The organism is Rhizobium sp. CF142 (assembly GCF_000281145.1).
GTDB lineage: Bacteria > Pseudomonadota > Alphaproteobacteria > Rhizobiales > Rhizobiaceae > Rhizobium.
Genome location: NZ_AJWE01000115.1, coordinates 59,054 through 84,379, shown reverse-complemented (window position 1 = coordinate 84,379; position 25,326 = coordinate 59,054). Strand labels below are relative to the sequence as shown.

Sequence of the window (25,326 nt, the reverse complement as noted above, 5' to 3'; positions counted from 1 at the left end):
TCATCACTTCGCGATCGGGCCTACATAGTTCGTGTCGAAGCTGGGACCCAGCTTGAAGTCCTTGAGGCTCTTGCGATAGCCGGCCACTTCGATCTGCTGGAAGATGACGACGAAGGGGCTGTTGGCCAGGAACTTTTTCTGGACATCCTCGTACATGGCCGCACGTTTGGCGGCGTCGCGTTCGAGCAGGGCAGCCTTGGTCTCCTTGTCGAGCTCAGGCGCCTCCCAGGTATTGCGCCATGCAAGTGTCTTCACCGTGCCCGCGTCGGAATTGTCCGGGTTGGAGGTGAAGGTATCGGCGTTGGAGTTCGGGTCGAAATAGTCCGAGCCCCACTGGCCGATATATATGTCATGCGTGCGGGCGCGATACTTGGTCAGCGTCTGCTTGCCGTCACCAGGGATGATTTCCATTTTCACGCCGGCCTGAGCGAGCGTCTGCTGCATGGATTCGGCAATGCCGGTGACTGGCTGCGTATTGCGCACGTCCATGGTGACCGAGAAGCCGTCCGGCAGGCCGGCCTTGGCAAGCAGTTCCTTCGCCTTGGCAACGTCGAGCTTATAGGGGTTCTCGTTCAGCGCACCGAGCTGGCCGGTTGGCAGGAAAGTCTGATGGATCTCGCCGATGCCTTTGATGAGGGTCGCGCCGATTGCATCATAGTCGACCAGATACTTGAAGGCTTCCTGGACCTCAGGCTTCTTCAGGTTCTCGTTCTTGCTGTTGAGGCTGACGTAATAGACGGTGCTCTTCGGCGCATTGGTGGTGGTGAGATCCGCATTTTTGGTCACGGCGTCAAGGTCGCCGGGCTCCAGGTTGCGGGCGATATCGATATCGCCGGCCTCAAGCGCCAGGCGCTGAGCCGAGCTTTCCTTCATGTAGCGATAGATGACGCGATTGAGCTTTGCCTTCTCGCCGTAGTAATTGTCGTTACGCTCCATGACGACGACTTCGTTGGCGCGCCACTCACGCAGCTTGTAAGCGCCGGAGCCGGCATAATTCGTCTTCAGCCAATCATTGCCGAAGTCGTTATCGTACTTGTGGTCGGCATCGACGGTTACCGTCTTCACGTGATCGAGGACCAGCTTCTTGTCGACGACCGAAGCCACGGTTGCCGTCAGGCAGTTCAGCACGAAGCTCGGAGCGTAAGGCTTGTCGACAGTGAAGGTGAAGGTGGTTGGATCGGCGGCCTTCGCCTTTTCGGTGACGTTGTCGCCGGTCAGGCCGAACTGGGTGAGAATGAAGGCCGGGCTCTTGTCGAGCTTGACGGCACGCTCGAAGGACCAGGCGACATCTTCGGCGGTGATCGGATTGCCGGAGGCGAACTTCAGATCCGGCTTCAGCTTGAAAGTATAGGTCAGGCCGTCATCGGAAACGGTCCAGCTGTCGGCGAGATCGCCTTTGATCTTCGACGTGTCGTTCATGTCGAGACGAACGAGCAGGCTGTAGGTGTTGCTGGTGACCTCAGCTGTCGAAAGCTCAAAAGCTTCGCCCGGATCCATCGTGATGATGTCATCGATGGCGAACCCTTGGACGAGCGTATCCTTCGGCGTCTCTGCGAAGGCAGCAGGCGCTGCCACCATCAGGAGCGAAAGGGCAGCTCCTGCGGAAAGAAGGCGGAAGCTGCGGTTCAGTTTGGTAATCATCATGGTTTGTTCCCCTGTTTTGATTGATTACTAAGTATTATTTGGTCTCAGGCGTCCTCTTCCCTCCACGCCGAAGCCAGAATGCGAAGCCAGTTTTCGCTGGCCATTTTGGTCAAGTCCTCCGCACCATAGCCAGCTTGCCGGAGAGCGGCAATCAGCCTCTGGTTGCCCGAGGCATCACCGATTTCTTCCGGAATGGTAGCACCGTCAAAGTCCGAACCGAGCGCCACGCAGTCGATACCGACCCGGTTCACCAGATAGTCGATATGCCGGATCATGTCGGAGAGCGGCGTGTCCGCATCGGAGCGGCCATCTGGACGAAGCATCGCCGTCGCATAGTTCACGCCGACAAGACCGCGCCGCTCACGGATCGCATCGAGCTGCCTGTCGGTAAGGTTGCGCGCGACCGGCGTCAGCGCATGGACGTTGGAATGGCTGGCTACCAGCGGCTGATCGCTCGTCTTCGCCACATCCCAGAAGCCCTTCTCGGTGATATGGGCAAGGTCGATCATGATTCCGAGGCGGTTGCACTCGCGCACCAGCGCGAAGCCGGCTTCCGTCAGACCCGGAGCCGTGTCCGGCGAACTCGGGAAGGCAAACGGCACGCCGTGACCGAAGATATTATGCCGGCTCCACACCGGGCCGAGCGAGCGCAGCCCGGCGGCGTAAAAGACATCAAGCGCAGCAAGATCGGCGCCAATCGCCTCACAGCCTTCGATATGCATAACAGCAGCGAAAATGCCTGATGCCATCGCCTTGCGGATATCTTTCACCGTGCGGCAAAGCCGCCAGGCGCCGGCACGGTCGAGCCGGAGCGCAATCGCCGCCATTTCCGTAGCAATTGTGAGCGACGGCAGCGGATCAAGCGGAGCAGCAAGCGGCGTCGCGTAATGGCCGTTCCCATCCGGATCGGCAAAAACCAGATCGCCCGAGGGAATGTAGATGGCACAAAGGCCGCCCGCCAGACCGCCGGCCTTTGACCGCGGGGCATCTATATGGCCTGCGGTCGTACCATCAGCAAATTCCGCAACCGGATCACTTCCGTCTTTCGCATGGGACCAGAGTCGAAGGAGAACGTCGTTATGACCGTCGAATACGAGTTGCATCTGCTTTCCTGCACTGCCCGAACGGGCGGATCGAAGTGGCAAGAATAGAAAAGCTGGCAGAAAGCGCCACCTATTTTTTTACAAATACGCAATGTGGAAACCGTGCAATTTTGCGATGCAAAAGGTGACGTCGCAAATACCTTGGATGCCGTGGTCCGCAGGCTCAACCGCCGCGGAAAGTCTTTTTTGCCAATGATCTGAAAGACCCCGATGAGTGAGGGAATTTTCCAGGCGCTTATTCGACAATACCCGGATGCCAGGCTGACGACAGCCGACCAACCCTTGCCGGAAGCCGATTTTGAGACACAGAAACACAAGCACTTTTCCCGCCGGGCATTGGGCGGAGCGATCGGCATCATCCATAGTGCCAGAGGCCAAATCGTCCTGGCGAAGAGAAGCGGCATGCATGCCGGCTGGTCTCTGCCGGGCGGAACGGTCGAAGAAGGCGAGGATTTCTCCGCCGCATTTCGCCGAGAGATAAGAGAAGAGATCGGCGTGTCTTTGGATTTGGTGGATCTGATCGAAGTCGAACGAAAAAAGTTTATTTCACCACAAGGCGAAAGCTTCGATTTTCTGCTCGCCGTCTTCGAAGCACGGATGCGTGAGGAAGAACTGCCGGGACCAACAGATGACGCTATCGCGGAGGGACTGGAAATAGCTCTCTTCTACCCCGCCGATATTCCTTCCGAGATGATTTTGGGTGACCGCCGGAAACTCACACACCATCTGAAGACATCGTAAGCCCTGAATCCTCGTCGTGATCGCAGCCATTTCCCATGAAACAATGAAGGGGGCCGAAGCCCCCTTTTCCGGTTCAGTGCTTAGTTCGTTTCTTCTGCCTGTAGACGTCGATAACGACGGCCGCGATGATGATGACGCCCTTGACGATTTCCTGGTAGTAGGCGTCGATCCTGAGGAAAGTGAAGCCTGACGTCATGACGCCGAGGATGATGGTGCCGATGACGGTACCGGTGATGCGCCCGACGCCGCCGGTAAGCGAGGTGCCGCCGATCACGGTCGCGGCGATTGCGTCGAGTTCATACCCGACCCCCATGCTCGCTTGCGCGGTTTCAGCGCGCGCAGCCGTAACGATACCGGCAAGACCGGCAAGCAGTCCCGCTATCACATAGACCTTGACGAGGTGCGCCTCGATATTGATGCCGGACACGCGCGCAGCCTGCGGGTTCGCGCCGATGGCATAGGTGAACTTGCCATAGCGCGTGTAGCGCAGCGCAATATGAAAGATAAGCGCGACGACGAGGAAAACGACGACCGGCCACGCCTTGGTTCCGATGAAATGAAACTGCTCGGTAATGCCCGAAACCGGCTGTCCCTTTGTATACCACTTCGCCACACCTCTGGCCGAAACGAACATGCCGAGCGTCGCGATGAACGGTGGGATCTTCGTATAGGCGATGAGCGCGCCGTTTATGAGACCGGCAGCCGCCCCGATCAGCAGGCCGATCATGATCGGCACGAGAGCCGGCAGGTCGGTCAGCGAGGGGAAGACGGCGCGTCCCCAGGTAGAGGACTGGGCGAAGCTCGTTGCGATCATCGCCGTCATGCCGACGACCGAGCCCGACGAAAGATCGATGCCGCCGGTGATAATGACCTGTGTCACGCCAACAGCAATAATACCGATGACGGAAACCTGCAGGATCATGATCGTCAGGCGCTGCGAATTCAGAAGGAAACTCTGGCCGATGAACAGCCAGCCGAGCACTTCATAGATAAGCGCAATGCCGACCAGCACAAGGAAGATGCTGAGCTCCGGCGGCATGCGCCGCCGCCTCGGCCGGGTTGCGAGCGGAGCCGTGCCCTCTGCTGCCTTGGTACTCATGTCAAACCTCCCTTGGGTGATCACGGGCGGCGCATCACTGCGCAGCCAGCTCCATCACCTTGATCTGCGTTGCTTGATCGCGATTGAGGAAACCGGTCACGCGTCCTTCATGCATGACCATGATGCGGTCGCTCATGCCGAGCACTTCGGGCATCTCGGACGATATCATGATGATCGCCACGCCGTTTCGCGCCATTTCGGTGACCAGCCGATGAATTTCCGCCTTGGCGCCGACATCGATGCCGCGCGTCGGCTCGTCGAGGATCAAAATCTTCGGATGGGTGAGCAACCAGCGCCCGATCAGCACCTTCTGCTGATTGCCGCCCGAAAGATTCTCGACACGCTCGTAAAGACTGGGCGTTTTCACGCGTAGCCTTTTTGCCATGTCTTCGCAGGTCGCCTCGATCGCACTCTGCTGCACGAAGCCGCCCTTGACATATCTGTCCTGCAGGACGGCAATCTGCATGTTCTCCAGAATATCGAGGATCAGTAGACAACCGGTGTCTTTCCGATCCTCGGTCAGAAACGCCATCTGGTGACGAATGGCCTCGGTCGGCGAGGATATGGTCACCGGCTTGCCGAAGAGTTCAACCGAGCCGGAACTTGCCGGCGTTACCCCGAAAAGCGTTTCGGCGACGTTTGAGCGCCCGGAGCCGACAAGGCCGGCCACACCGAGAATCTCGCCGGCTCTCACCTCGAAGGAGACGTCGCGGAAGACCCTGTTGAGACAGAGATCCTTGACCGAGAGCACGACCTCGCCAATCGGCACCTCTTCCTTGGGGAACATCTGGGTGATCTCGCGCCCGACCATCATGCGGATGATGTCGTCGCGGGTGACCTCGGTCGAGGCATGCGTGCCGATATAGCGGCCGTCGCGGAAAACGGAGAACTCGTCGGCGATCTCGAAGAGCTCGTTCATCTTGTGGGTGATGTAGACGATGCCGATGCCTTGAGACCTAAGGTCGCGGATGATACGGAAAAGATGCTCGACCTCGCGCTCCGTCAACGCGGAAGTCGGCTCGTCCATGATGAGGACGTCGGAATTGTAGGAAACCGCCTTGGCGATCTCGACCATCTGCCGGTTTGCGACCGAGAGATAGCGGACCTCGATATCGGGATCGATCGCGATATTGAGCCGGGCAAACAGCTCCTCGGTCATGCGATGCATTACGCCATGATCGACGAAACCGAAGCGGTTCTTAGGCTCGCGGCGAATCCAGATGTTTTCCGCGACCGTCATGAACGGCATCAGATTCAGTTCCTGATGGATCATGGCAATGCCGTTTTCCAGCGCATCGAGCGGAGATTTCAGCCGGATTTCGACCCCTTTCAGGCGGATATCGCCCTTGTCGGGCGTGTAGATGCCGGCGAGGATCTTCATTAGCGTCGACTTGCCAGCGCCGTTTTCACCCATCAGCGCATGCACGGAGGCGCGCTTCAGCCGGAACTGCACATCGTCGAGCGCGACGACGCCTGGAAATTCCTTGCGAACGCCCTCTGCGCTCAAAAGATATTCCGCATTCGGAACTGCGCCGCTCGCGCGCACGGCTGCCATGGTTGACGGGCTGACGGCCATATCATCTCCTCCGGATACGGACAGGCTGAAAGGATGCGGGCAGAGCCCGCATCCTGCTCGGCGTTTGCTTCAGTTCTTTGTGACGAAGTCCTTGACGTTGGCAGGCGTGACGAGCTGGAAGGGGATGTAGACCTTCTTGTCGGCCTTTTCGCCCTTGGCAATCTTGAGTGCCGTATCGAGCGCGCCCTTGCCCTGGCCAGCGGCATCCTGGAACACGGTGACGTCCAGGTCACCCGCCTGCATGGCGGCAAGCGCGTCCTGCGTGGCGTCGACGCCGCCGACGACGACCTTGCTCATATCCTTGCCGGCGGCCTTCAGCGCCTGGATGGCGCCGATCGCCATTTCGTCGTTGTTGGAGATCACGGCGTCGAACTCGATGCCGCTGGAGAGCCAGTTGGTCATCAGGTCGGCGCCCTGAGTACGATCCCAGTTGGCCGTCTGCTCTTCCACGATCTCCAGTCCCTTGCATTCGTCCGTCTTGATGACGTCATGAATGTCCTGGGTCCGCATGCGCGCAGCCTGGTTGGAGAGCTCGCCCATGATGACGACGGCCTTGCCCTTGCCACCGAGAATACGGCAGATTTCCTTGGTTTCCAGCGTGCCGGATTCCTGCTCGTTGGACGCCACGAAAGCCTGCTTGTCCGGCAGCGTGTCGACGTTGACCGGCTGGCGGTTGACGTAGACAAGCGGAATGCCTGCATCGGCCGCAAGCTTCGACATCGCCGTCGTCGCATCGGTATCGACAGGGTTCACGATGATTGCATCGACCTTGGAGGCGATGAAATTCTGGATCTGGCTCTGCTGCTTGGAAACGTCGTTCTGCGCGTCTTCGACCTGCAGCGTGACCCCACTAAGCGTCTTTGCATAATCGGTCATGCCGTTGCGCAGAACTGTCAGGAAGTTGTCGTCGAATTTGGCCATCGAAACGCCGACGGTTTCTGCGTGTGCGGCCGTCGACAGGACGAGCGCCATCGCAGTTCCCAGGATGAGTTTTTTCATTGCATTTCCTCCACAAAGCGGTGCCCGGCTGCACCCTCCTCACGCCGGGGCCTCAGACATCCGTCTGCAGACCTCAATCCCACGCCGCCTCTCCCGTGGCGGCTCCGTCAAAACGGAACAAACAAACCGTAAAATTTGTTTCGCGGAATATTCATTCCATTTTATCGAAACGGCGTCAAGCCTCTTTGCCGATTTCGGCTGTCGCTGCCGGATAGACGACGCCTACTGCGGCGAATTGTGCATGATCGGCCTGTTGCAATCCGGCCATGATGGGCGGTGAACCGTCACAGGCGCTTATTGCGAAAGCCGTAGAGATCCCCATCTAGTCGGAGCCCCGAATAGCCTGCGCACACAGGCTGTTTTTAAAGATTTTGGAGACAGGACAATGTCCATTTCGATGTATCGCCTGACCGTGCCTATGTTCCAGCGCGGCATTGCCAGCCTGAAGACCTATCTCGACAAGGCGGAAGCCTATGCCGAGGAAAAGAAGATCGACCCGACCATCCTCGTAAACGCTCGCCTCGCCCCGGATATGCTGCCGCTTTCCGGCCAGTACCAGCGCGCCAGCGATAGCGCCAAGTTCGCGCTCGCCCGCCTGACGGCGACTGACGCGCCTAAATTCGAGGACAACGAAGCGACGATCGCTGACCTGCGCGAACGTATGGCCAAGACCGAAGCTTTCCTTGCGAGCTTCACTGCCGAGGCTCTTGATGGTAGCGATGTAAGAGAAATCACCGTGCCGGGCCGCAATGGCTCCGTCGTTCCCGGCATCGAATATATCGCCCTCTTCGCACTGCCGAACTTCTATTTTCACGTGACGACGGCACACGCCATCCTGCGCAACCAGGGTGCGCCGGTCGGCAAGCGGGATTTCCTCGGAAACTTCTGATGTTTAATCAGGGCCGGTACATTACCGGCCCTTTTTCCGTCAGTTCGGCATAGGCAAGCGTCTGATCCAGATGCCGAGCCCTGAGCGACAGCAGCCGTTCGGCATAGTTGAGCCGCACCGAGGCATAGGTCGGATCATCGGCAAGATTGCGCAGCTCCATCGGATCGTTGACGAGATCGAAGAGCAGCGCCGGCAATGCGGTGAAATGCACGTATTTGAATTGCTCGTCGCGGATGACGGCAAGATTCAGCTCGTTCGACCGAAGGCCGAAATGCCGCTCCGCCTCGCCACGGGCGATATCCCGGAAATCGAATTCCCAGAAAGCCGCATCCCGCCAGCCCTGCGCCACGCCGCCATCGAGGAAAGGCGCAAGCGAACGCCCATCGATTTCATTAGCAGGCCCGATACCGAGCCGATCGCAGAGCGTAGGGAACACATCGGCAGCACTGGTGAAATTCTCGATGATACCGCCGGCAGAAGCCGCGCCAGGATCGCGGATGACGAGCGGAATATGATAGCTGCCGTCGAAATAGCCGCCCTTGCCGAGTGTCCAGTGATCACCCGCCATCTCGGCATGATCGGACGTGAAGACAACGATCGTATTGTCCCACTCGCCGGCATCCTTCAGCACTTGCCAGATACGCCCGAGCTGGTCGTCTACCTCGGCAATCATCCCGTAGTAGATCGACCTGATGGCGTCGAAGTCGGCAGCGCTCAAATCGCTGAGCGGCCCTTCCGCCCCATGGATGAAATTGCCCTTGTCGGCACGCGGCATGGCATAGGCGAGATAGGGATGGCCTTGCCGTTCAGTTTCGCGGTCTGTTGCACGTGCAAAGGCCGGGCCTTCGCCCGGCTTGAACATGCGGTTGAATGGCTCCGGCACAGAGAAGGGTGGGTGCGGCCTCAGGAAGGAAATATGCGCGAACCAAGGCGCATCCTGCTCGCCCATCCAGCGGATGAATTCCCCGGTCAGGAAAGCGGTCTGCGTCTCTTCGCGTGAATAGGCTGGCGCTGCATTCAAGATTTCCCCTGCTGCAGCGCCGACCGGAATATGGATATCACGACTGACGGCATCCGCGTGGCCGCGCGAGCGCAGCCAGGAAAGCCATTGCCTCTCATGCTCCGGCAGAAGCTGGCGAACCGAAAAACCCGGCAGCACACCTTCATAGGTCGTCAGATGCGGATCATTGGCATCCATATCGCGCGGATCTGGCGCCGTATCCGTGTAGCCGAACAGCGTCGGATCGTAACCCGCCCGTCTTGCCGCCAGCGCCAGATTGTCGAACCGCCGGTCGAGCGGCGAGCCGTTCCGGCAGACCCGGTGGTTCATCTGGTAGAGGCCGGTATAAAGTGTGGCGCGCGCTGGTGAGCAGGGAGCCGCACCGGCATAATGGCGCCGGAAAAGCACTCCCTCCTTTGCCAGGGCATCAACATTCGGCGTCCTGACGCAGGCGTGCCCCACAGCCGAGAGGCAATCGCCGCGCCATTGATCCGCAGTGATGACGAGAACGTTGGGGCGTGACCCGCGTTCAGTGGTGATTTGATCTCGCATGCCAGTTCCAGGCCGACTGAATGATCTGCGAGAGATCATACTGCGGCACCCAGCCCAGCACGTCCCTCGCCTTGTCGTTATTGGCGACAAGCGTGTGCGAATCGCCTTCGCGGCGACCGATATATTCGACCGGGAATGGCTTCCTGGAGACATCCTCGATGGCGCCGAGCAATTCCTTCACCGTGGTGCCGGTACCCGTGCCGAGATTGAGCGCGACGGATTCGCCGCCATCAAGCAGATATTGGACGGCGCGCACATGCGCATCGGCAAGATCGAGAACATGGATATAGTCGCGCACGCAGGTGCCGTCGCGCGTCTCATAATCGCTGCCGAAAACCTTGAAGCCCTGGCGACGGCCCAGCGCCGCATCGATCGCCAGCGGGATCGCATGCGTTTCCGGCTGGTGCCATTCGCCGATCCGGCCTTCGAAATCGGCACCGGCGGCATTGAAATAACGCAGCACGACGGAACGAAGGCTCTTGTACTGGTCGTAATCGGCAAGCGCCTGCTCGACGATATATTTGGTGCGGCCATAGGGATTGATCGGCACCTGACGGTGCGTCTCATCGAGCGGCACGCTCTGCGGCAGACCATAGGTCGCGCAGGTAGACGAGAAGACGAAGGCGTTGATGCCGGCGGCCTGCGCTGCCGACAGCAGCGTCAATGTGCCGATGACATTGTTCTCATAAAACGAGACCGGATCCTTGACCGATTCGCCGACTTCGATCAGCGCCGCAAAATGCAGGATCGCCGATGGCTTGTGCTTTGCCAGCACCTCATCGAGCCGGGCGCGATCGCGGATATCACCCTCTTCCGCCGGTCCCCATCTGACGAATTCGCGATGGCCGTTGGAAAAATTATCGAAGACGACGGGCTTGTAACCCTTGTTCGCCAGATCGAGACACGTATGCGAGCCAATATACCCAGCGCCGCCAACGACGAGTACCGTTTCACCTGCCATACATCTCACCTTTTGCAAGCCACAGATGCGCGGACCTTAGCCAAGTTACACGTCAGGAAAAAGTTATCTCGGTTACATATCTGCAAAAATAAGAAGATTAGAGACAGCTTTCATACGGAATACGCCTTTCGGCAGAGTGATTAACTTGCCGGCCACATCGAAAACCGGCCATGTCTCGAGTATGCCGGCAACGGCTTTCGCATCGGAGACATTCGTTATATCGCTAGCGACGTCGGCAGTGAACGCCCCGCGTCTCGGCGCTTTCACGGTCGAAGAGATCGGGGGACATCTGGCCGGCGAACCGTTGCGCTATAGTGTTACCGTCGAAAGCCTGCTTATTCAGGCCTAGAGGAGGAAATATGAAAAAGGCGATCATCGTCTGGGGCGGCTGGCAGGGCCACGAGCCGGAGCCCTGCGCAAATATCGTCGGCGAATTGCTGCGCGAGGACGGCTTTGCAGTCGAAATCACCAATGATCTCGGCATCTTCGGCTCGCCGCTTCTCGCCAGCGCCGATCTTCTGGTGCCGGTCATTACCGGCGAGAAGCTGGAAAAGCCGCATGCAGATGCCCTGGTCCAAGCTGTTCGCGGCGGTCTCGGCCTCGGCGGCCATCACGGCTGCCTTGCCACCTCCTTCAAGGAGAGCGCAGCCTTCCGCTACGTCTCCGGCGTCACCTGGGTTGCCCATCCCGGCAATATCATTGACTTCCGGGTTGCCGTAACGCGGCAGGACGATCCGCTGATGGAAGGCATTCCGGACTTCGACTACCGCTCGGAGCAGTATTATCTGCACTACGACCCCTCGGTGGAAATCCTCGCCACCACGACCTTCACCGGCCAGTACGATCCTGCCGCGCGCAATATCGCGATGCCCGTCGTCTTCAAGCGACATTTTGGCGAAGGCCGCGTCTTCTATTCCGCACTCGGCCACGTCGCCGCCGAATTCAGCCACCCCTACATGCCCCTCATTCTCCGGCGTGGTCTCAGCTGGGCCGCTCGCCAGTAGTCGGAGGCAGGACCCGATGCTTGGCCGGCGGCTTCGATGAATATACAGAGCGGAGGACCGTTCACATCATGTTTGCGAACAAGCCGGCCTGACAACGAAAAAGCCGCCGGCCCGACGGCCGGCGGCCTTTAGCATTCAGTATATAGCGCTTCTCCGACGCCGGCCTCAGCCTAGCGGGCCGCCTTGCGCCAGTTGTTCTGAACATCCTGCGTTTCAGCTTCGTCATAGGCCCGCATCAGGCGCCCGGCTGCCTTCAGCTTTTCGATGAGATCGCTCCCATCGGCAGAAGCCTTGGTGGCTTCGAGCTGTTCGAATTCCCTGAGCGCCTGCGCCCAGTGGCTTTCGCCCCGACCATGCGGCCGGCCTTCCTCTTCCCAGATGGCATACGCCCGCTGGCTGACCCAATCATCCCGATTACGACTCATTGCAAAACCCCAGCCAGTAAAAACGCATACACAATGCCAATGAGAATAAAAGTGCCAGCCCGGACTTTAGGAGTCGTTACTGTGGGATGTAATTTTGCAGGATAAATTGCTTCGGGGAGAGTAGTTTTTCGGTATCTATAGTTAAAAGGGCGGAAACGTTCATCCGCCCTTTTCTGTTCAAACAGCAATAGACTCTTCAGCCGCCTCGTCGGCTTCGCCGGCACCTCGTCCCATGAAAGTGAAAATGACGATTGCCGTCAAAATCGTGATGCCGGTCAGAAACCACAGGAGCAGGCTGAAAGCATTATTATAGGCATGCATGAGGTCCAGTTCTCCCATGCCGGAAAGAGCCTGGCCCGCACCGTTGAGATCGCCCGTCACCAGTCGCTGCGCCGCCACTGTCGCTTCATGGCTTGTTCCAAGATAGGACTGCGTCAGCGCGGAGAGAACCGCACTCACAATGGCGAGCGCCACCCCTTCTCCGGCGACGCGGGTCGTGCTGAAGATCCCGGTTGCCATGCCGGCACGCTCTTTCGGCACGACACTGACGGCAAGCCCGTCCATGAGGCCCCAGGGCAGGCTGATGCCGATACCGATCGTTAGCAGCGGCGCGATAAGCGCCACATGGTCCGAACCGACGGGAATGTTCGCGAGCCAGAAGAGACCGGCGGCCGAAATGACAAGACCGACGCTGCAGATCGTTGCTGCCGGCAACCACCGGGTCAGCAGCCCGGCCGCGACCGGCAGGATGAGAAGCGGACCGGAAAGCGCGATCATAATCTGTCCGGCGGCAACCGCACTCAAGCGCTCGACACCGACGAAGCGCACCGGCAGCAGGATCAGCAGGACGACGAAAGCGTAAGCGGGCGCAGCCGCCAGAAGCTGCACACCGACAAAGCGAGGATAGCGGAAAAGCGTCAGATCGAGCATCGGCCGCCTTACGAGATGCTCGATGAAGCAGAAGAGGGCCATCAGCAGCGCCGAGCCGAAAATGAGCGCAAGTGTGAAAGCATCGCCCCAGCCGCTTTCCGGCGCCCGCAGCACGCCATAGGTAAAGAGCGACAGGGCGAGCGTGAAGCTGATCGCACCCGGCCAATCGAGCCCCCTTGCCTCGGGGTCGCGGGTTTCCGTCAGGAATACCGCCCCGAAAACGAAAGCGATAATAGCGAGGCCAACCACGAGTGCGAAAATCGTCCGCCAACCGAAGGCCTCGATCATCATGCCCGACGCCATCGGTCCGAACGCCAGCCCAATACCGAAACTTGCACCGACGAGACTGAAGGCACGCATGCGCTCCTTTCCGTCGAACTCCTGCGCCAGCGATGCCATCCCGCCGGAAAAGGCCGCGGCCGAGCCGAAACCCTGAAGCGCGCGAAGGCTGTCGAACCAGATAATGTCAGGCGAAAAGGCAAGCCCGCCGGAAAACAGGATGAAGGCGGCAAGGCCGCACAGGAAGATGCATTTGCGGCCATAGCTGTCCGCCAGCGCGCCGGCAGCCATCAATGTGCTGCCGAATGTCAGCATGAAAGCATTGGTGACCCAATTATGGGCAATGGGGCTGCCGCCAAGTTCGGCGCTGATCGCCGGCAGGGCCACGGCGGGACCTGTAAAGGTAAGAGGCATAGCCGCCGCTGCCGAGCAGACGGCGATCAAGACGAAGATTTTCTCCGCGATACTTACAGGTTTGGACTTGTGAGGAACGGTCATAGGATATCCGCTGGTTCGAGAGTGGGATGCGCTTGGGAGGGGCGCGGGCGCTGAAACGCCTGGACTTCGATTGCGAAAAGCAGCATAAATTGAGGATAATTCTTCGATAACCTATGGTTTGTTCCGCATATAAAGGAAGAAACCGCTCGAATGGATCGGCACATGGACCAACCTCTGGGTGGCCTCACCGCATTCGTCAGAACGGCGGATCTTGGAAGTTTCGTCGCCGCCGGCCGTGCTCTCGGCCTTTCCGCCTCCGCTGTCGGCAAGGCTGTGACCGCGCTTGAACAACAGCTCGGCGTCCGCCTGTTCCAGCGCTCGACACGGAGCTTGCGGCTGACGGAAGAAGGCCGCCTGTTCCACGAACGCTGCCGGCGTATCCTTGATGACCTGGAAGACGCTCAGGCCTCGCTCGCTCAGGCTGTCGCGACCCCTCGGGGACGGCTGCGCGTCAGCGTACCGCTGGTCAGCTACCATCTGATCCTGCCGATCCTGCCGGAATTCGTGAACCTCAACCCGGAGGTCGAACTGGATCTCGACTTCAACGACCGGATTGTCGATCTGATCGAAGAGGGCGTCGATGTTGCAATCCGCAGCGGGACCTTGCCAGACTCGAGACTGATGTCGCGCGCACTTCGCCCGTTTCAGCTTCTGCTATGCGCCGCGCCTGCCTATCTGGAAAAACACGGCACACCGGATTGCCCCCGCGACCTCGAGGGTCATTTGAGCGTCCGGTTCCGATTTCCGAATTCCGGAAAGCTGCAGCCCTGGCCGCTCGGCCTCACCGCGGACCATCCGGAAATCAGAACCCGTACCGTTCTGACCTGCAACAACATGGAAGCCCTTCGCGGCGCCACCATCAGCGGCATGGGCATTGGCTGCATGCCCGATTTCCTTGCCCGCGACCCGCTAGCCGACGGCAGGCTGCGCACCGTGCTGGACGCCCATATAGACGCCCCTGCCCAGTTCCATCTCCTCTGGCCATCCAACCGGCACCTCTCACCCAAGGTCCGCGTCCTCGTCGATTTCCTCAGCGAAAAACTGTTCTCAGACCGCTGTGAGATTCACATGGAAGAAGAGCGACGATCACAGCCCCTGAAGCCCTGAAAACTTGCATAATTGCAGATGATCGAGTCGGAGAAAGCTGCAGGTCCGCATTGATTTCGATCAAGGCGAAAAACGCTATCGTCAACGAGATTCCAACCTTTGGGGAATGCGCAGACGACGTCGTCGAAACAATGAAGCCACAGTTCCGAAACGCAAAGCATGTCACGCACCCACGAACGCAAAGTCGATATCCGGAGCCTATTATAGTGTGATTCAGATCAACGACGCAGGAATACATCCTTTAGTAGCAAATCCAAAACTTTGAGGAACAAAGGTTGACGCGATAACCCATTATGGATATAGAACGCCATCGATACTTTGTTTGCCGTTATTTGCTTTTGCTGCGCTTTGCGCTTCTTGATCAACTTTCCCTCTCAAAAGTCGAAACAACCGCCGTGCGTCGCCCGGCGGCAGATTAATCGTTGCTATGAAAGGGTTTGTTATGACCACCGGCACAGTTAAATGGTTCAACGCCACCAAGGGCTTCGGCTTCATTCAGCCTGACGACGGCAGTGCGGACGTCTTCGTTCACATCTCCGCAGTCGAGCGCGCCGGCATGGGCTCGATCGTTGAAGGTCAGAAGCTTGGCTATCAACTTGAGCAGGACCAAAGGTCCGGCAAAATGTCCGCAGGCCAGCTTCAGGCCGCTTAAGGCTTAACTCCCCATGACCACGGATGTACTGGCATGGTGATGAAGGCATGGAAGGCCAGGCGGATGTCTGGCCTTTTTCGTTGGTATTGAACTGCCACCGATCCGCAATCTTCCCATGCCGAAGAGCTGCTACCGCCGGCTTTCAACCGCACCGGGTCGAAATCGCAGATGCCGGTCGCAAACCCGCTGCCAGGCCTGCCATGTCCGTGCTGCGCGCGGCGATAAAAGGCGACTGCAGAGAATGTCACAGACCCGCATTTCAAAACGATTACACCATTCAAGGACCGAACTTTGACTACAACCGAAAAAAGCACCAAAGACACCGCGCCGGCGCCACTGGTCTCGCTGACGCCGACCCAGATCAGGGGTTTAAAGCTCGCCAAGGACGGTGACCTGTTTGCCCAGGACGGCAATAAATGGACCCATCTGAACGCCACCGTCACCTATGCCAGGACCGACCGTTTCAAGGAGCGGCCAATCAAGGTGAAATTCCTGACAACGACCACCTTGAACGAATTGCGAGACTACGGCTTTCTGCAGAGCCTGGACGCAGATGCGACCCCGGAGACCTCCGCGCAGGGCATTACCATGGCAGGCAAGATGTGGCTCCTGAAGAATAAATGATCGCTGGGCAGAACGGATATTGTGAGCGCTGCAGGTTTGATCTGCGACATCGGCAGGTTTCGCATGCTGTTTCGACGCGGCCGACTTCAGGCTAAAAGAAGCATTATGAAAAGCCTTTAGTTATCAGCGACATAGTGGCGCCACATCACCGCCCGTTAAAGCACTGACTCGTAAGCATTTCCCACTAGCCGATCACGTTCTGCGAACGGAAATCGACCTTATTGGCGGATTAGGGTAAGCAACAAGTGTCACGCCATCCGCGCTGAAAAAGCATTTTTCATAAGGGTTATGAAAAGGACGTGGCGGAGAGGGTGGGATTTGAACCCACGATACCCTTGCAGGTATGCCGCATTTCGAGTGCGGTGCATTCGACCACTCTGCCACCTCTCCGCGGTCTTGGTCGGCGCTTGTTCGGCGCGGGCGTTCTCATAACGAGCAAATGACAGGCTGGCAAGCCGAAATATCAAGCTTTTCCATCCTTTTGCCTTGACACCTTTTTGTCACTCGCGTATCCCGCTTTCGCAATAGGAGTGGAGTAATCCGCCCCTTGCCCGCCTCGCGCTTGCGCGGGGTTTCACCGGCAGACAAGAGTTCCGGGCCAGTTCCCTGAAATCCCTGCTTAACTTCGACTGATAAGAAGACAGCCACCTGCGTATTGCGGGGAGAGCTGGATCGAACATGAAAGGATAAAATAATGTTCGCAGTCATCAAGACCGGCGGTAAGCAGTACCGTGTGGCAGCCAACGACGTGCTGACCATCGAGAAGCTTGAAGCCTCCGCTGGCGACTCCATTGAATTCACCGAAGTCCTCGTGATCGGCGAAGGCGCCGACGCGGCGATCGGTGCGCCCTTCGTAGCCGGCGCCTCCGTCAAGGCGGAAGTCGTCGACCAGACCCGCGGCAAGAAGGTTATCGCCTTCAAGAAGCGTCGTCGTCAGAATTCGAAGCGTTCGCGCGGCCATCGTCAGCATCACACGGTTGTCCGCATCACGGACATCGTGGCCGCCAAGTAAGATCAACGGGTTTCAGGTTTAAAGGAGAACTCCAATGGCACATAAAAAAGCTGGCGGTTCCTCGCGTAACGGTCGCGATTCCGATTCCAAGCGCCTCGGCGTGAAGAAGTTCGGCGGCGAAAACGTCGTAGCAGGCAACATCATCGTTCGCCAGCGCGGAACCCAGTGGCATCCGGGCGCCAATGTCGGCCTCGGCAAGGATCACACCATTTTTGCGCTTACGGCCGGCAATGTGGACTACCGAACGAAGGCCAATGGTCGCGTGTACGTGTCTGTAATGCCGAAAGCGGAAGCAGCGGAATAAGCCGGTAGCGCTCTAAAACAGCCGGCGTCTCATCGACCCGGCTGGCCATACCAGGTTCAGTCCAGAAAACAGGGGAGATGGGGCGCCATCTCCCCTTTTTCTTTGTCCAAACAGGAGGACTGAACATGCAAGGCGAAATGACAAGGGTCGACCAATCACGGTCGCCCAGGGACGACCAGCGGTCTCCCATGGAACGGCTGAGGCCGGAGCGGTTAAGGACCGATTGCCCTGTCTTGTTATCGGAAAGGCTCGTCATGCGCGCGCCCCACGAAGAAGACATTGACGCCCTTGCCCATCTCGCCAACAACGCCAAAGTCGCCACCATGGTATCGCGTATGCCGCACCCATATACCGCCAATGATGCCGCCGACTTTGTTTGGCGTACGCGAAATGGCGAGATTGGTAAGTGCGTCTATGCCATCACCAAGGCCGAAAACGGTGCCTTCATGGGCTGCTGCGGGGTAGAGCCGCACACTGATGAAAGGACCGTCGAGATCGGTTACTGGCTGGGTGAACCCTATTGGAACCAGGGTTATATGACCGAGGCCTGCCATGCCCTCGTCGACATGGTGTTCAGGACAAGGCAGCAAGTCGAACAGATCGATGCCCGCTGCCGGGTCATGAACGTCGCCTCGCGCCGCGTCATCCAGAAGTGCGGCTTCCAGTTCCAGGGATCCGGCCTTGCCGCGTCGCTGGCGCTCGGCAGCAACGTGCCGGTCGAATGGTACCGGCTCGACCGCAAGACCTGGATGTCGCTGAGAAGCTGGGGGGCAATATCATGAGTGCTGCAGCTCTTCAAAGACCCGGCACCAAGCCTATGATGCCCGGTCCCGCGCCGGTCATATCAACGGCGAGGCTGACGCTCCGCCCTCACAGGCTGAGCGATGCTCCGGCGATCGCGGAATCGCTGTCCGATTTCGCGGTCACCCGCATGCTGGCTCGTGTTCCCGCCCCCTATGACCGGCAGGATGCGCTGGATTGGCTGATCCCGGTGACATCGGGTGCGATGCCTGACTGGAGTTTGGCGATCACCGGCAGTGACGACGTTCATATCGGCAACGTGTCGATCGAACTCCGTCACGGCCGCTGGCACCTCGGTTATTGGCTGAACCGCTACTACTGGCAGCGCGGCTATATGAGCGAGGCGGCGGAAGCCGTGCTGGAGCGTTTCTCGCGGCGCATGCCTGACGTTCCGGTCCATTCGGGTGTCTTTGCCGACAATCCTGCTTCGCTTCGGCTACAGGAAAAGCTCGGTTTCCGGATGACCGGCTGCAGCGAAATCTACTCTTTCGCCCGCAACACCATGGTCGCCCATATCGAAACCGTGCTGCAGCCCGGCGCGCTGCAGCAGCAAAAGGTCGCCTGACATCAGAGGGACGCCGCTCCAAGGCATGTCGCGCAAAAGTATGCAGCGGTTTTGCGATAACGACATGCACGAAACAAAGACCTTAAAGCGAGGTGAGCGATCTGAAAGATCGCGGCACGCTTTAAGGGCGGCGTCCTTTCAATTGCCGATCTCGACCCGCAGGGGAAAATGATCGGAACCCACGGAATTCGTATCAATGACAGCGGATTTCAACCGGTCCTTGAGGCCGCAACTGACGAAACAGTAATCGATATGCATGCGCTTGCCGTGATCTTCCGGATCCATCCAGCTGTAGCTACCGGGCCCATAGGCGCCAAGCGCCGCAAAGGCATCGATCGGCGTGCCGATCCGCGCCGTGCGACCGTAAAACCCGTCAAAAGCGCCAGCGAAGGTGCAGTATTCCGGCGATTCCGGCTCCATATTGAAATCGCCCATAATAATATAATCCTCCGGCAGCGGCGGCTCGGGCAGCCCGAATTCGCAGCCTCCGGTCAGCGACGCGCCTTCCTGAACGAACGCATTGATGCGGTCGCCGAGATGGTGGAGCTGTGCAATGCGCTCGTCGATGGAAACGTGGTCGAGATGGACGGAATAGACGCGGACAGCACCATCAGGCATCGCAATAACGGCTTCCGTCGCGCCGCGCTGCAAATTGATCTTGTCGACCGTGCGGCTGCGCGGCAGAAGCAGCGTTCGCGTCGACAGGATAGGCCAGCGCGACAAAACCATATTGCCGAACTGGAAACGGGTGCCGCGCGGCGGGGAAACCTGGCCTTCCGGCACCTCGACATGTATGTCGCAAGCCGGTCCATAGACCCAGAAATGGTCGGGAAACAAGGCGCCGATGATAGCAGGCATATCGGCATAATCGTTGCGAACGAAACCTCTCGTCACCTCCTGCAGCGCGATGACATCAGCGCCTTCGAGACTTTTGGCGATGCGTTCCAGATCGTATCTGCCATCGAGACCGAAGCCGTACTGTATGTTATAGCTCGCAAAAATCACGATATTCTTTGACCTCCGCCTGAACCGCCTATATCGAATGGGCCAAGAGGGGTCGCCCAAACGCACCGAGTACTGGAAGTAAAATGAAATTTCTCGATGAAGCAAAGGTCTATATCCGGTCGGGTGATGGCGGCGCAGGCAGCGTTTCCTTCCGTCGTGAGAAGTTCATCGAGTTCGGCGGGCCTGACGGAGGCGACGGCGGACGCGGCGGCGACGTCTGGGTAGAAGCCGTCAACGGCCTCAATACGCTGATCGATTTTCGCTTCCAGCAGCACTTCAAGGCCAAGGTCGGCATGCACGGCATGGGCAAGAATCGCACCGGCGCCAATGGTGACGACGTGACGCTCAAGGTTCCCGTCGGCACGCAGATCTTCGAAGAGGATCAGGAAAGCCTCATCTGCGACCTGACCGAGGAAGGCCAGCGCTTCTGCCTCGCAAAAGGCGGCAATGGCGGCTTCGGCAACGCCCACTTCAAGTCTTCGGTCAATCAGGCGCCGGACTGGGCCAATCCCGGACTTGAGGGCGAAGAAAAGACCATTTGGCTGCATCTGAAGCTGATTGCCGATGCCGGCCTCGTCGGTCTGCCGAATGCCGGCAAATCCACCTTCCTCGCTTCCGTGACACGCGCCCGGCCGAAGATCGCCAATTACCCCTTCACGACGCTGCATCCCAATCTCGGTGTCGCCACGATCGACGAGCGGGAATTCATCCTTGCCGATATTCCCGGTCTTATCGAAGGCGCACATGAGGGCGTGGGCATCGGCGACCGCTTCCTCGGCCATGTCGAGCGCACGCGCGTGCTGCTACATCTCGTCTCTGCCCAGGAGGAAAAGGTCGGCAAGGCCTATAAGACGGTGAAACACGAGCTCGAAGCCTATGGCAACGACCTGGTCGACAAGCCGGAAATTGTCGCGCTTTCGCAGATCGACGTACTCGACGATGCGACCCTGAAGAAGAAGGCCAAGGAACTCGCCAAGGCCTGCGGCAAGACACCCTTCCTGATTTCCGCCGTCACCGGCAAGGGAATGACGGAAGTGCTGCGCGCGCTGCGCGACATCATCGTCGAAGCCAATACCGAGGAAAAGCCGGCCAAGACACCGAAACTACGCCATCGCGACATGATCCTCACCGACGAGGACGAGAGCGATGAGTAACCGCAAGCCGCTGGACCGATATCGCCGCGTCGTCATAAAGATCGGTTCGGCGCTCTTGGTCGATCGCAAGACCGGTCTGAAGAAATCATGGCTCGATGCCATGTGCGCCGATATCGCTGCGCTGAAATCCAAAGGCGTCGATGTGCTCGTGGTCTCCTCCGGTGCCATCGCTCTTGGCCGCTCGGTGCTCGATCTTCCCTCCGGCGCCCTGAAGCTGGAGGAAAGTCAGGCGGCAGCGGCCGTCGGCCAGATCGCGTTGGCCCGCGCTTGGTCCGAAAGCCTCTCACACGATGAGATCGTCGCCGGCCAGATCCTGCTCACGCTCGGCGATACCGAAGAACGGCGCCGTTACCTCAACGCCCGCGCCACCATCAACCAGCTTCTGAAGATCGGCGCCGTGCCGATCATCAACGAGAACGACACGGTCGCGACCAGCGAAATTCGCTATGGTGATAACGACCGCCTCGCTGCCCGCGTCGCCACCATGACCGGCGCCGACCTGCTGATCCTTCTCTCCGATATAGACGGTCTCTACACCGCCCCGCCGCATCTCGATCCAAATGCGCAATTCCTGGAAACCATTGCGGAAATTACCCCCGAGATCGAAGCCATGGCTGGTGGTGCAGCCTCGGAACTCTCACGCGGCGGCATGCGTACCAAGATCGACGCCGGCAAGATCGCGACGACCTCCGGCTGCGCCATGATCATCGCGTCGGGCAAGATGGAAAGCCCGCTTTCGGCAATCGAAAAAGGTGCGCGCTCCTCCTGGTTTGCGCCTTCGGGCACGCCCGTCACCGCCCGCAAGACATGGATTGCCGGACAGCTCCAGCCGGCCGGTATGCTGCATCTCGATGAAGGCGCCGTAACGGCGCTCGGCGCCGGCAAGAGCCTGTTGCCCGCCGGCGTGCGCAGCATCTCCGGCAATTTCGCCCGCGGCGATACAGTTGCGATCATCGCTCCCTCCGGCCGCGAGATCGCTCGTGGGCTGGTCAGCTACGATGCTGAGGAAGCCCGCCAGATCGCCGGCCGCAAATCGGCTGAGATCGAGGCGATCCTCGGTTATCCCGGCCGCGCCGCCATGGTCCATCGCGACGATATGGTCATGACGGCGCAGATCGGTTCGAAATCGGAAAGGCAGAAGAAGGACGCAAGCTATGCTTGATACAGTTGCGCAGAGCCCTGACATTGACGTGCTGATGAACGACATCGGCCGCAAGGCCAAGGCTGCCGCGCGACCATTGGGCTTTGCTTCCACCGATGCCAAGAACAAGGCACTGAACGCCATCGCCGATTCTATCATGGCGAACAAGGCTCAGATCCTGTCGGAAAATGCCAAGGATTTGAAGGATGTGGAGGGCACGGACATGCTCGCCTCCTTCATCGATCGCCTGACGCTGAACGACAAGCGGGTCACCGAAATGGCCGAGGGCATCCGAGCGATTGCGGCACTTCCCGACCCCGTCGGTGAGGTGATCGCCGCCTGGGATCGCCCGAATGGCCTGAAGATTGAACGCGTCCGTACGCCACTCGGCGTCATCGGCGTCATCTTCGAAAGCCGGCCGAACGTCACGGCCGATGCCGGTGCGCTCTGCCTGAAGGCCGGCAATGCCGTGATCCTGCGCTGCGGTTCGGATTCGCGCCGTTCCTCGGCTGCGATCCATGCCTGCATGGCCGAGGGCCTGAAGGCAGCCGGCTTGCCGGAACATGCGATCCAGCTTGTGCCCGTGACCGATCGCGCCGCTGTCGGCGCCATGCTGCGCGGGCTTGGTGGTACAATCGATGTTATCGTGCCGCGCGGCGGCAAGAGCCTCGTTGCTCGCGTTCAGAGCGAGGCACGCGTACCGGTTTTCGCCCATCTCGAAGGCCTCTGCCATATCTACGTCGACGCCTCCGCTGATCTCGAAATGGCCAAGAACATCATCGTCAACGCCAAGATGCGCCGCACCGGCGTCTGCGGCGCAGCCGAGACCCTACTGGTCGACGGCGCCGCCATCGGCATGCATCTGACGCCGCTGATCGAGGTTCTGGTCGAAGCCGGCTGTGAGGTGCGCGCCTCCGCCGCCGTTCTCAAGGTCGTGCCGGGCCTGAAGCCTGCGACCGAAGAAGACTGGTCGACCGAATATCTGGATGCCATCATTTCCGTTGCCGTCGTCGACGGCATTTCCGGCGCGATCGACCATATCCAGAAATATTCGTCGAACCATACCGAAGCCGTGCTTGCCGAAGACCCCGAAGTCGTCGAACGCTTCTTTACGGAGATCGACTCGGCCATCCTGCTGCATAACGCCTCCACCCAGTTTGCCGATGGCGGCGAATTCGGCATGGGTGCGGAGATCGGCATCGCCACCGGCAAGATGCATGCGCGTGGCCCTGTTGGCGTCGAGCAGCTCACTTCCTTCAAATACCGCGTTCGCGGTCACGGACAGACGCGGCCCTGACGTGACCACAGAGCATATAGACCGGCGCTATCTCCGCATGCCGCATAGCGAACGCGGCATGATCGTCGGTCTATTCGGCGGCTCGTTCAATCCGCCGCATGAGGGCCATGCTCTGGTCGCCGAAATCGCCATCCGCCGCCTGGGGCTGGATCAGCTCTGGTGGATGGTGACACCGGGCAATCCGTTGAAAAGCCGCAATTATCTGGCACCACTTTCGGAGCGTATAGCGCGCAGCGAAAGCATTGCCACCGACCCACATATCAAGGTCACCGCCTTCGAACAGGCATTTGGCGTGGGCTACACGGCCAATACGCTTGCCCGCGTGAAAGCGCGCAATCCGCATGTGCATTTCATCTGGATCATGGGCGCCGACAGCTTGGAAAATTTCCATCGCTGGCAGAAATGGCAGAATATCGCGCGAACCTTCCCGATCGCTGTCATCGACCGGCCGGGCTCGACGCTCTCTTACCTTTCCTCGAAAATGGCCAAGACATTTGCCTTTGCCCGCATCGACGAAGATGATGCCCGTGTTCTCTGGAAGAAGCCGGCACCCGCCTGGACCTTCATTCACGGTCCACGCTCGACTTTGAGCTCGACAGCCATCCGCAACGGCGATCAGCACAAGGCCGCAGAATAAATCGGATCGCTTGAAAGTTCCCAGAAATGAAAAGCCCGACGCGGAGGAGGTGCGTCGGGCTTAAAACTTGATCGACAACTGGGAGGAGGAGTGTTGTCGATCCTATCGGACGGCTATGGGAGGAGGAGAAGCCGTCGGATGATTGTGTTTTAGCACATTTGTTCAGAAGGTGAATATAGGCTAGTGCATTGCAGCAATGCACAGAATGCAAGTCTCCTTGGAACAATATCGAATTCGCTGCCGGTTTAATCAGCAAAAACAGGTTGATCCAAACCAATCCACCAGATCCCTTGCGATTTACCAAGCAGAAGCGCCACATTTTTGTCTCATGAACTCTCGGCTCGACGGGAGCCATGCGCCTCACGAATGCGTGAAGAGGCGGCGCGGGAAAATCACGTCTCCGCTGCCGTTATGTTTTATGAAATACAACTCTGGTCAAAGCCTACTCGCCGTTATATTCGTTTAAATATTTCGAACCCCGGAGTGAAGAAATTATGCAAAGCCGCCGCCACTGGATGAAACTGGCAACCGCCGCGATCTCGGCCATCTGGCTTGGCGCAGCAGCGCTTTCGACGCCTGCCGCAGCCGCCGAAAAGGTAACTGTCTTCGCCGCCGCAAGCCTCAAGGATGCGCTTGATGCGGCCAATGCTGCCTGGGCCAAGGAAAGTGGCAAGGAAGCCGTTGCTTCCTATGCGGCAAGCGGCGCGCTGGCAAAGCAGATCGAAAATGCAGCCCCGGCTGATGTCTTCATTTCTGCCGATCTGAACTGGATGGACTATGTCGCCGATAAAAAGCTGATCAAGGCGGACACACGCGCCAACCTACTTGGTAACCGCCTTGTTCTGGTCGCTGAAAACGGCAAGCAGAAGCCGGTGGAAATCGAAGAAGGCTTCGATCTCGCAAGCCTCATCGGCGACGGCAAGCTCGCTATGGGCGAGCCGAAGTCGGTTCCGGCCGGCAAATATGGCCAGGCAGCGCTCGACAAACTCGGCGTCTGGAAGTCCGTCGAGACCAAGGTTGCCTATTCAGAAAGCGTACGTGCCGCCCTCGCCCTCGTTTCCCGCGGCGAAGCGCCTTACGGCATCGTCTATCAAACCGATGCGGCTGCCGATAAGGGCGTTGCAATCGTCGGCACCTTCCCGGCAGATTCCCACCCGCCGATCATCTATCCGATCGCCCTGCTCGCCGAGAGCAAGAACCCGGATGCTGCTGCCTATCTCGACTTCCTGAAGTCGGACAAGGCTGCCCCATTCTTCACTGTGCAGGGTTTCACGATCCTGAAATAATTGCGCAATTAGCGCCCAGAGCTTAGCGTGAAGGCTCGCTT

The 25,326-nt window shown here is 58.9% G+C and carries 25 protein-coding genes and 1 tRNA gene; 15 read left to right on the top strand and 11 right to left on the bottom strand.

Features of this window, described 5'->3' with window-relative positions:
• Positions 1-3: 3 nt before the first annotated feature.
• On the bottom strand, positions 4-1,644 hold the full coding sequence (locus PMI11_RS29945; RefSeq protein ID WP_007824896.1) for an ABC transporter substrate-binding protein: 1,641 nt from the start codon (positions 1,642-1,644) through the stop codon (positions 4-6).
• 44 nt (positions 1,645-1,688) lie between these two features.
• The gene (locus PMI11_RS29940) at positions 1,689-2,747 is read right to left on the bottom strand and encodes a dipeptidase (protein ID WP_007824894.1); all 1,059 of its coding nucleotides are present in this window, start codon (positions 2,745-2,747) and stop codon (positions 1,689-1,691) included.
• A 210-nt stretch (positions 2,748-2,957) separates the two neighbouring features.
• Here PMI11_RS29940 and PMI11_RS29935 point away from each other — a divergent pair, with 210 nt between their 5' ends.
• Positions 2,958-3,488: an NUDIX hydrolase gene (locus tag PMI11_RS29935; RefSeq protein WP_007824891.1), complete on the top strand. Its 531-nt coding sequence runs from the start codon at positions 2,958-2,960 to the stop codon at positions 3,486-3,488.
• Between the two features lie 73 nt (positions 3,489-3,561).
• Here the strand turns inward: PMI11_RS29935 and PMI11_RS29930 are convergent, their stop codons facing one another.
• The 3 genes from PMI11_RS29930 to PMI11_RS29920 form a co-directional block, all read right to left on the bottom strand.
• Positions 3,562-4,587 (bottom strand): ABC transporter permease, encoded by a 1,026-nt coding sequence (locus PMI11_RS29930; protein WP_007824888.1) that lies wholly within the window; start codon positions 4,585-4,587, stop codon positions 3,562-3,564.
• A gap of 34 nt (positions 4,588-4,621) precedes the next feature.
• Positions 4,622-6,163, bottom strand: a complete 1,542-nt coding sequence (locus PMI11_RS29925) for a sugar ABC transporter ATP-binding protein (protein ID WP_007824886.1) — start codon at positions 6,161-6,163, stop codon at positions 4,622-4,624.
• A 69-nt stretch (positions 6,164-6,232) separates the two neighbouring features.
• On the bottom strand, positions 6,233-7,162 hold the full coding sequence (locus PMI11_RS29920) for a sugar ABC transporter substrate-binding protein (RefSeq protein ID WP_007824884.1): 930 nt from the start codon (positions 7,160-7,162) through the stop codon (positions 6,233-6,235).
• A 385-nt stretch (positions 7,163-7,547) separates the two neighbouring features.
• On the opposite strand from PMI11_RS29920, the gene PMI11_RS29915 reads away from it, so the two are divergent.
• Complete coding sequence (locus PMI11_RS29915; RefSeq protein ID WP_007824882.1) at positions 7,548-8,051, top strand: DUF1993 domain-containing protein; 504 nt, start codon at positions 7,548-7,550, stop codon at positions 8,049-8,051.
• Positions 8,052-8,058: 7 nt separating this feature from the next.
• Here PMI11_RS29915 and PMI11_RS29910 read toward each other — a convergent pair whose 3' ends face one another.
• Positions 8,059-9,603, bottom strand: coding sequence for an alkaline phosphatase family protein (locus PMI11_RS29910; protein WP_007824881.1), 1,545 nt, complete (start codon positions 9,601-9,603; stop codon positions 8,059-8,061).
• Complete coding sequence (gene galE, locus PMI11_RS29905; protein ID WP_007824880.1) at positions 9,581-10,564, bottom strand: UDP-glucose 4-epimerase GalE; 984 nt, start codon at positions 10,562-10,564, stop codon at positions 9,581-9,583. The genes PMI11_RS29910 and galE overlap by 23 nt, the downstream gene beginning before the upstream one ends.
• Before the next feature lie 359 nt (positions 10,565-10,923).
• Between galE and PMI11_RS29900 the strand changes: the two genes are divergently transcribed.
• On the top strand, positions 10,924-11,568 hold the full coding sequence (locus PMI11_RS29900) for a ThuA domain-containing protein (protein WP_007824879.1): 645 nt from the start codon (positions 10,924-10,926) through the stop codon (positions 11,566-11,568).
• A 170-nt stretch (positions 11,569-11,738) separates the two neighbouring features.
• On the opposite strand, the gene PMI11_RS29895 is transcribed toward PMI11_RS29900, so the two are convergent.
• Both PMI11_RS29895 and PMI11_RS29890 read right to left on the bottom strand, forming a co-directional pair.
• On the bottom strand, positions 11,739-11,993 hold the full coding sequence (locus PMI11_RS29895) for a DUF2934 domain-containing protein (protein WP_007824878.1): 255 nt from the start codon (positions 11,991-11,993) through the stop codon (positions 11,739-11,741).
• Positions 11,994-12,170: 177 nt separating this feature from the next.
• Positions 12,171-13,700: an MFS transporter gene (locus PMI11_RS29890; RefSeq protein ID WP_007824877.1), complete on the bottom strand. Its 1,530-nt coding sequence runs from the start codon at positions 13,698-13,700 to the stop codon at positions 12,171-12,173.
• Between the two features lie 162 nt (positions 13,701-13,862).
• Between PMI11_RS29890 and PMI11_RS29885 the strand changes: the two genes are divergently transcribed.
• The 3 genes from PMI11_RS29885 (at position 13,863) to PMI11_RS29875 (ending at position 16,083) form a co-directional block, all read left to right on the top strand.
• Positions 13,863-14,807 (top strand): LysR family transcriptional regulator, encoded by a 945-nt coding sequence (locus PMI11_RS29885; protein WP_007824876.1) that lies wholly within the window; start codon positions 13,863-13,865, stop codon positions 14,805-14,807.
• Between the two features lie 442 nt (positions 14,808-15,249).
• Entirely contained in the window at positions 15,250-15,459 is a 210-nt protein-coding gene (locus PMI11_RS29880; protein ID WP_007824862.1) for a cold-shock protein, read from the top strand.
• Positions 15,460-15,795: 336 nt separating this feature from the next.
• Positions 15,796-16,083, top strand: coding sequence for a hypothetical protein (locus PMI11_RS29875; protein ID WP_037072484.1), 288 nt, complete (start codon positions 15,796-15,798; stop codon positions 16,081-16,083).
• Between the two features lie 300 nt (positions 16,084-16,383).
• Here PMI11_RS29875 and PMI11_RS29870 read toward each other — a convergent pair.
• Positions 16,384-16,473, bottom strand: a tRNA-Ser gene (locus PMI11_RS29870).
• Positions 16,474-16,777: 304 nt separating this feature from the next.
• Between PMI11_RS29870 and rplU the strand changes: the two genes are divergently transcribed.
• The 4 genes from rplU (at position 16,778) to PMI11_RS29850 (ending at position 18,765) form a co-directional block, all read left to right on the top strand.
• Positions 16,778-17,095, top strand: a complete 318-nt coding sequence (gene rplU, locus PMI11_RS29865) for a 50S ribosomal protein L21 (RefSeq protein ID WP_007824851.1) — start codon at positions 16,778-16,780, stop codon at positions 17,093-17,095.
• 34 nt (positions 17,096-17,129) lie between these two features.
• On the top strand, positions 17,130-17,399 hold the full coding sequence (gene rpmA / locus PMI11_RS29860; RefSeq protein ID WP_007824841.1) for a 50S ribosomal protein L27: 270 nt from the start codon (positions 17,130-17,132) through the stop codon (positions 17,397-17,399).
• A 125-nt stretch (positions 17,400-17,524) separates the two neighbouring features.
• Positions 17,525-18,181, top strand: coding sequence for a GNAT family N-acetyltransferase (locus PMI11_RS29855; protein WP_007824839.1), 657 nt, complete (start codon positions 17,525-17,527; stop codon positions 18,179-18,181).
• On the top strand, positions 18,178-18,765 hold the full coding sequence (locus tag PMI11_RS29850; RefSeq protein ID WP_007824837.1) for a GNAT family N-acetyltransferase: 588 nt from the start codon (positions 18,178-18,180) through the stop codon (positions 18,763-18,765). The genes PMI11_RS29855 and PMI11_RS29850 overlap by 4 nt, the downstream gene beginning before the upstream one ends.
• A gap of 138 nt (positions 18,766-18,903) precedes the next feature.
• Here the strand turns inward: PMI11_RS29850 and PMI11_RS29845 are convergent, their stop codons facing one another.
• Positions 18,904-19,770: an endonuclease/exonuclease/phosphatase family protein gene (locus tag PMI11_RS29845; RefSeq protein ID WP_007824835.1), complete on the bottom strand. Its 867-nt coding sequence runs from the start codon at positions 19,768-19,770 to the stop codon at positions 18,904-18,906.
• Positions 19,771-19,853: 83 nt separating this feature from the next.
• On the opposite strand from PMI11_RS29845, the gene obgE reads away from it, so the two are divergent.
• From obgE to modA, 5 genes are all read left to right on the top strand, one after another.
• On the top strand, positions 19,854-20,924 hold the full coding sequence (gene obgE / locus PMI11_RS29840) for a GTPase ObgE (protein WP_007824833.1): 1,071 nt from the start codon (positions 19,854-19,856) through the stop codon (positions 20,922-20,924).
• Positions 20,917-22,086 carry a glutamate 5-kinase gene (gene proB, locus PMI11_RS29835; RefSeq protein WP_007824831.1) on the top strand — a complete coding sequence of 390 codons (1,170 nt, stop codon included), beginning with the start codon at positions 20,917-20,919 and terminating at the stop codon, positions 22,084-22,086. Before obgE ends, proB begins: the two co-directional genes overlap by 8 nt.
• Entirely contained in the window at positions 22,079-23,362 is a 1,284-nt protein-coding gene (locus PMI11_RS29830; RefSeq protein WP_007824829.1) for a glutamate-5-semialdehyde dehydrogenase, read from the top strand. The genes proB and PMI11_RS29830 overlap by 8 nt, the downstream gene beginning before the upstream one ends.
• 37 nt (positions 23,363-23,399) lie before the next feature.
• Complete coding sequence (locus tag PMI11_RS29825) at positions 23,400-23,999, top strand: nicotinate-nucleotide adenylyltransferase (RefSeq protein WP_007824827.1); 600 nt, start codon at positions 23,400-23,402, stop codon at positions 23,997-23,999.
• 494 nt (positions 24,000-24,493) lie between these two features.
• Positions 24,494-25,285: a molybdate ABC transporter substrate-binding protein gene (gene modA / locus PMI11_RS29820; protein ID WP_007824825.1), complete on the top strand. Its 792-nt coding sequence runs from the start codon at positions 24,494-24,496 to the stop codon at positions 25,283-25,285.
• Positions 25,286-25,326 lie beyond the last annotated feature (41 nt).

Bases quoted from the DNA above. Each gene is read 5' to 3' on its own strand.
- PMI11_RS29945 (WP_007824896.1), bottom strand. From the start codon at position 1,644: ATGATGATTACCAAACTGAACCGCAGCTTCCGCCTTCTTTCCGCAGGA.
- PMI11_RS29940 (WP_007824894.1), bottom strand. From the start codon at position 2,747: ATGCAACTCGTATTCGACGGTCATAACGACGTTCTCCTTCGACTCTGG.
- PMI11_RS29935 (WP_007824891.1), top strand. From the start codon at position 2,958: ATGAGTGAGGGAATTTTCCAGGCGCTTATTCGACAATACCCGGATGCC.
- PMI11_RS29930 (WP_007824888.1), bottom strand. From the start codon at position 4,587: ATGAGTACCAAGGCAGCAGAGGGCACGGCTCCGCTCGCAACCCGGCCG.
- PMI11_RS29925 (WP_007824886.1), bottom strand. From the start codon at position 6,163: ATGGCCGTCAGCCCGTCAACCATGGCAGCCGTGCGCGCGAGCGGCGCA.
- PMI11_RS29920 (WP_007824884.1), bottom strand. From the start codon at position 7,162: ATGAAAAAACTCATCCTGGGAACTGCGATGGCGCTCGTCCTGTCGACG.
- PMI11_RS29915 (WP_007824882.1), top strand. From the start codon at position 7,548: ATGTCCATTTCGATGTATCGCCTGACCGTGCCTATGTTCCAGCGCGGC.
- PMI11_RS29910 (WP_007824881.1), bottom strand. From the start codon at position 9,603: ATGCGAGATCAAATCACCACTGAACGCGGGTCACGCCCCAACGTTCTC.
- galE (WP_007824880.1), bottom strand. From the start codon at position 10,564: ATGGCAGGTGAAACGGTACTCGTCGTTGGCGGCGCTGGGTATATTGGC.
- PMI11_RS29900 (WP_007824879.1), top strand. From the start codon at position 10,924: ATGAAAAAGGCGATCATCGTCTGGGGCGGCTGGCAGGGCCACGAGCCG.
- PMI11_RS29895 (WP_007824878.1), bottom strand. From the start codon at position 11,993: ATGAGTCGTAATCGGGATGATTGGGTCAGCCAGCGGGCGTATGCCATC.
- PMI11_RS29890 (WP_007824877.1), bottom strand. From the start codon at position 13,700: ATGACCGTTCCTCACAAGTCCAAACCTGTAAGTATCGCGGAGAAAATC.
- PMI11_RS29885 (WP_007824876.1), top strand. From the start codon at position 13,863: ATGGACCAACCTCTGGGTGGCCTCACCGCATTCGTCAGAACGGCGGAT.
- PMI11_RS29880 (WP_007824862.1), top strand. From the start codon at position 15,250: ATGACCACCGGCACAGTTAAATGGTTCAACGCCACCAAGGGCTTCGGC.
- rplU (WP_007824851.1), top strand. From the start codon at position 16,778: ATGTTCGCAGTCATCAAGACCGGCGGTAAGCAGTACCGTGTGGCAGCC.
- rpmA (WP_007824841.1), top strand. From the start codon at position 17,130: ATGGCACATAAAAAAGCTGGCGGTTCCTCGCGTAACGGTCGCGATTCC.
- PMI11_RS29855 (WP_007824839.1), top strand. From the start codon at position 17,525: ATGCAAGGCGAAATGACAAGGGTCGACCAATCACGGTCGCCCAGGGAC.
- PMI11_RS29850 (WP_007824837.1), top strand. From the start codon at position 18,178: ATGAGTGCTGCAGCTCTTCAAAGACCCGGCACCAAGCCTATGATGCCC.
- obgE (WP_007824833.1), top strand. From the start codon at position 19,854: ATGAAATTTCTCGATGAAGCAAAGGTCTATATCCGGTCGGGTGATGGC.
- proB (WP_007824831.1), top strand. From the start codon at position 20,917: ATGAGTAACCGCAAGCCGCTGGACCGATATCGCCGCGTCGTCATAAAG.
- PMI11_RS29830 (WP_007824829.1), top strand. From the start codon at position 22,079: ATGCTTGATACAGTTGCGCAGAGCCCTGACATTGACGTGCTGATGAAC.
- PMI11_RS29825 (WP_007824827.1), top strand. From the start codon at position 23,400: ATGCCGCATAGCGAACGCGGCATGATCGTCGGTCTATTCGGCGGCTCG.
- modA (WP_007824825.1), top strand. From the start codon at position 24,494: ATGCAAAGCCGCCGCCACTGGATGAAACTGGCAACCGCCGCGATCTCG.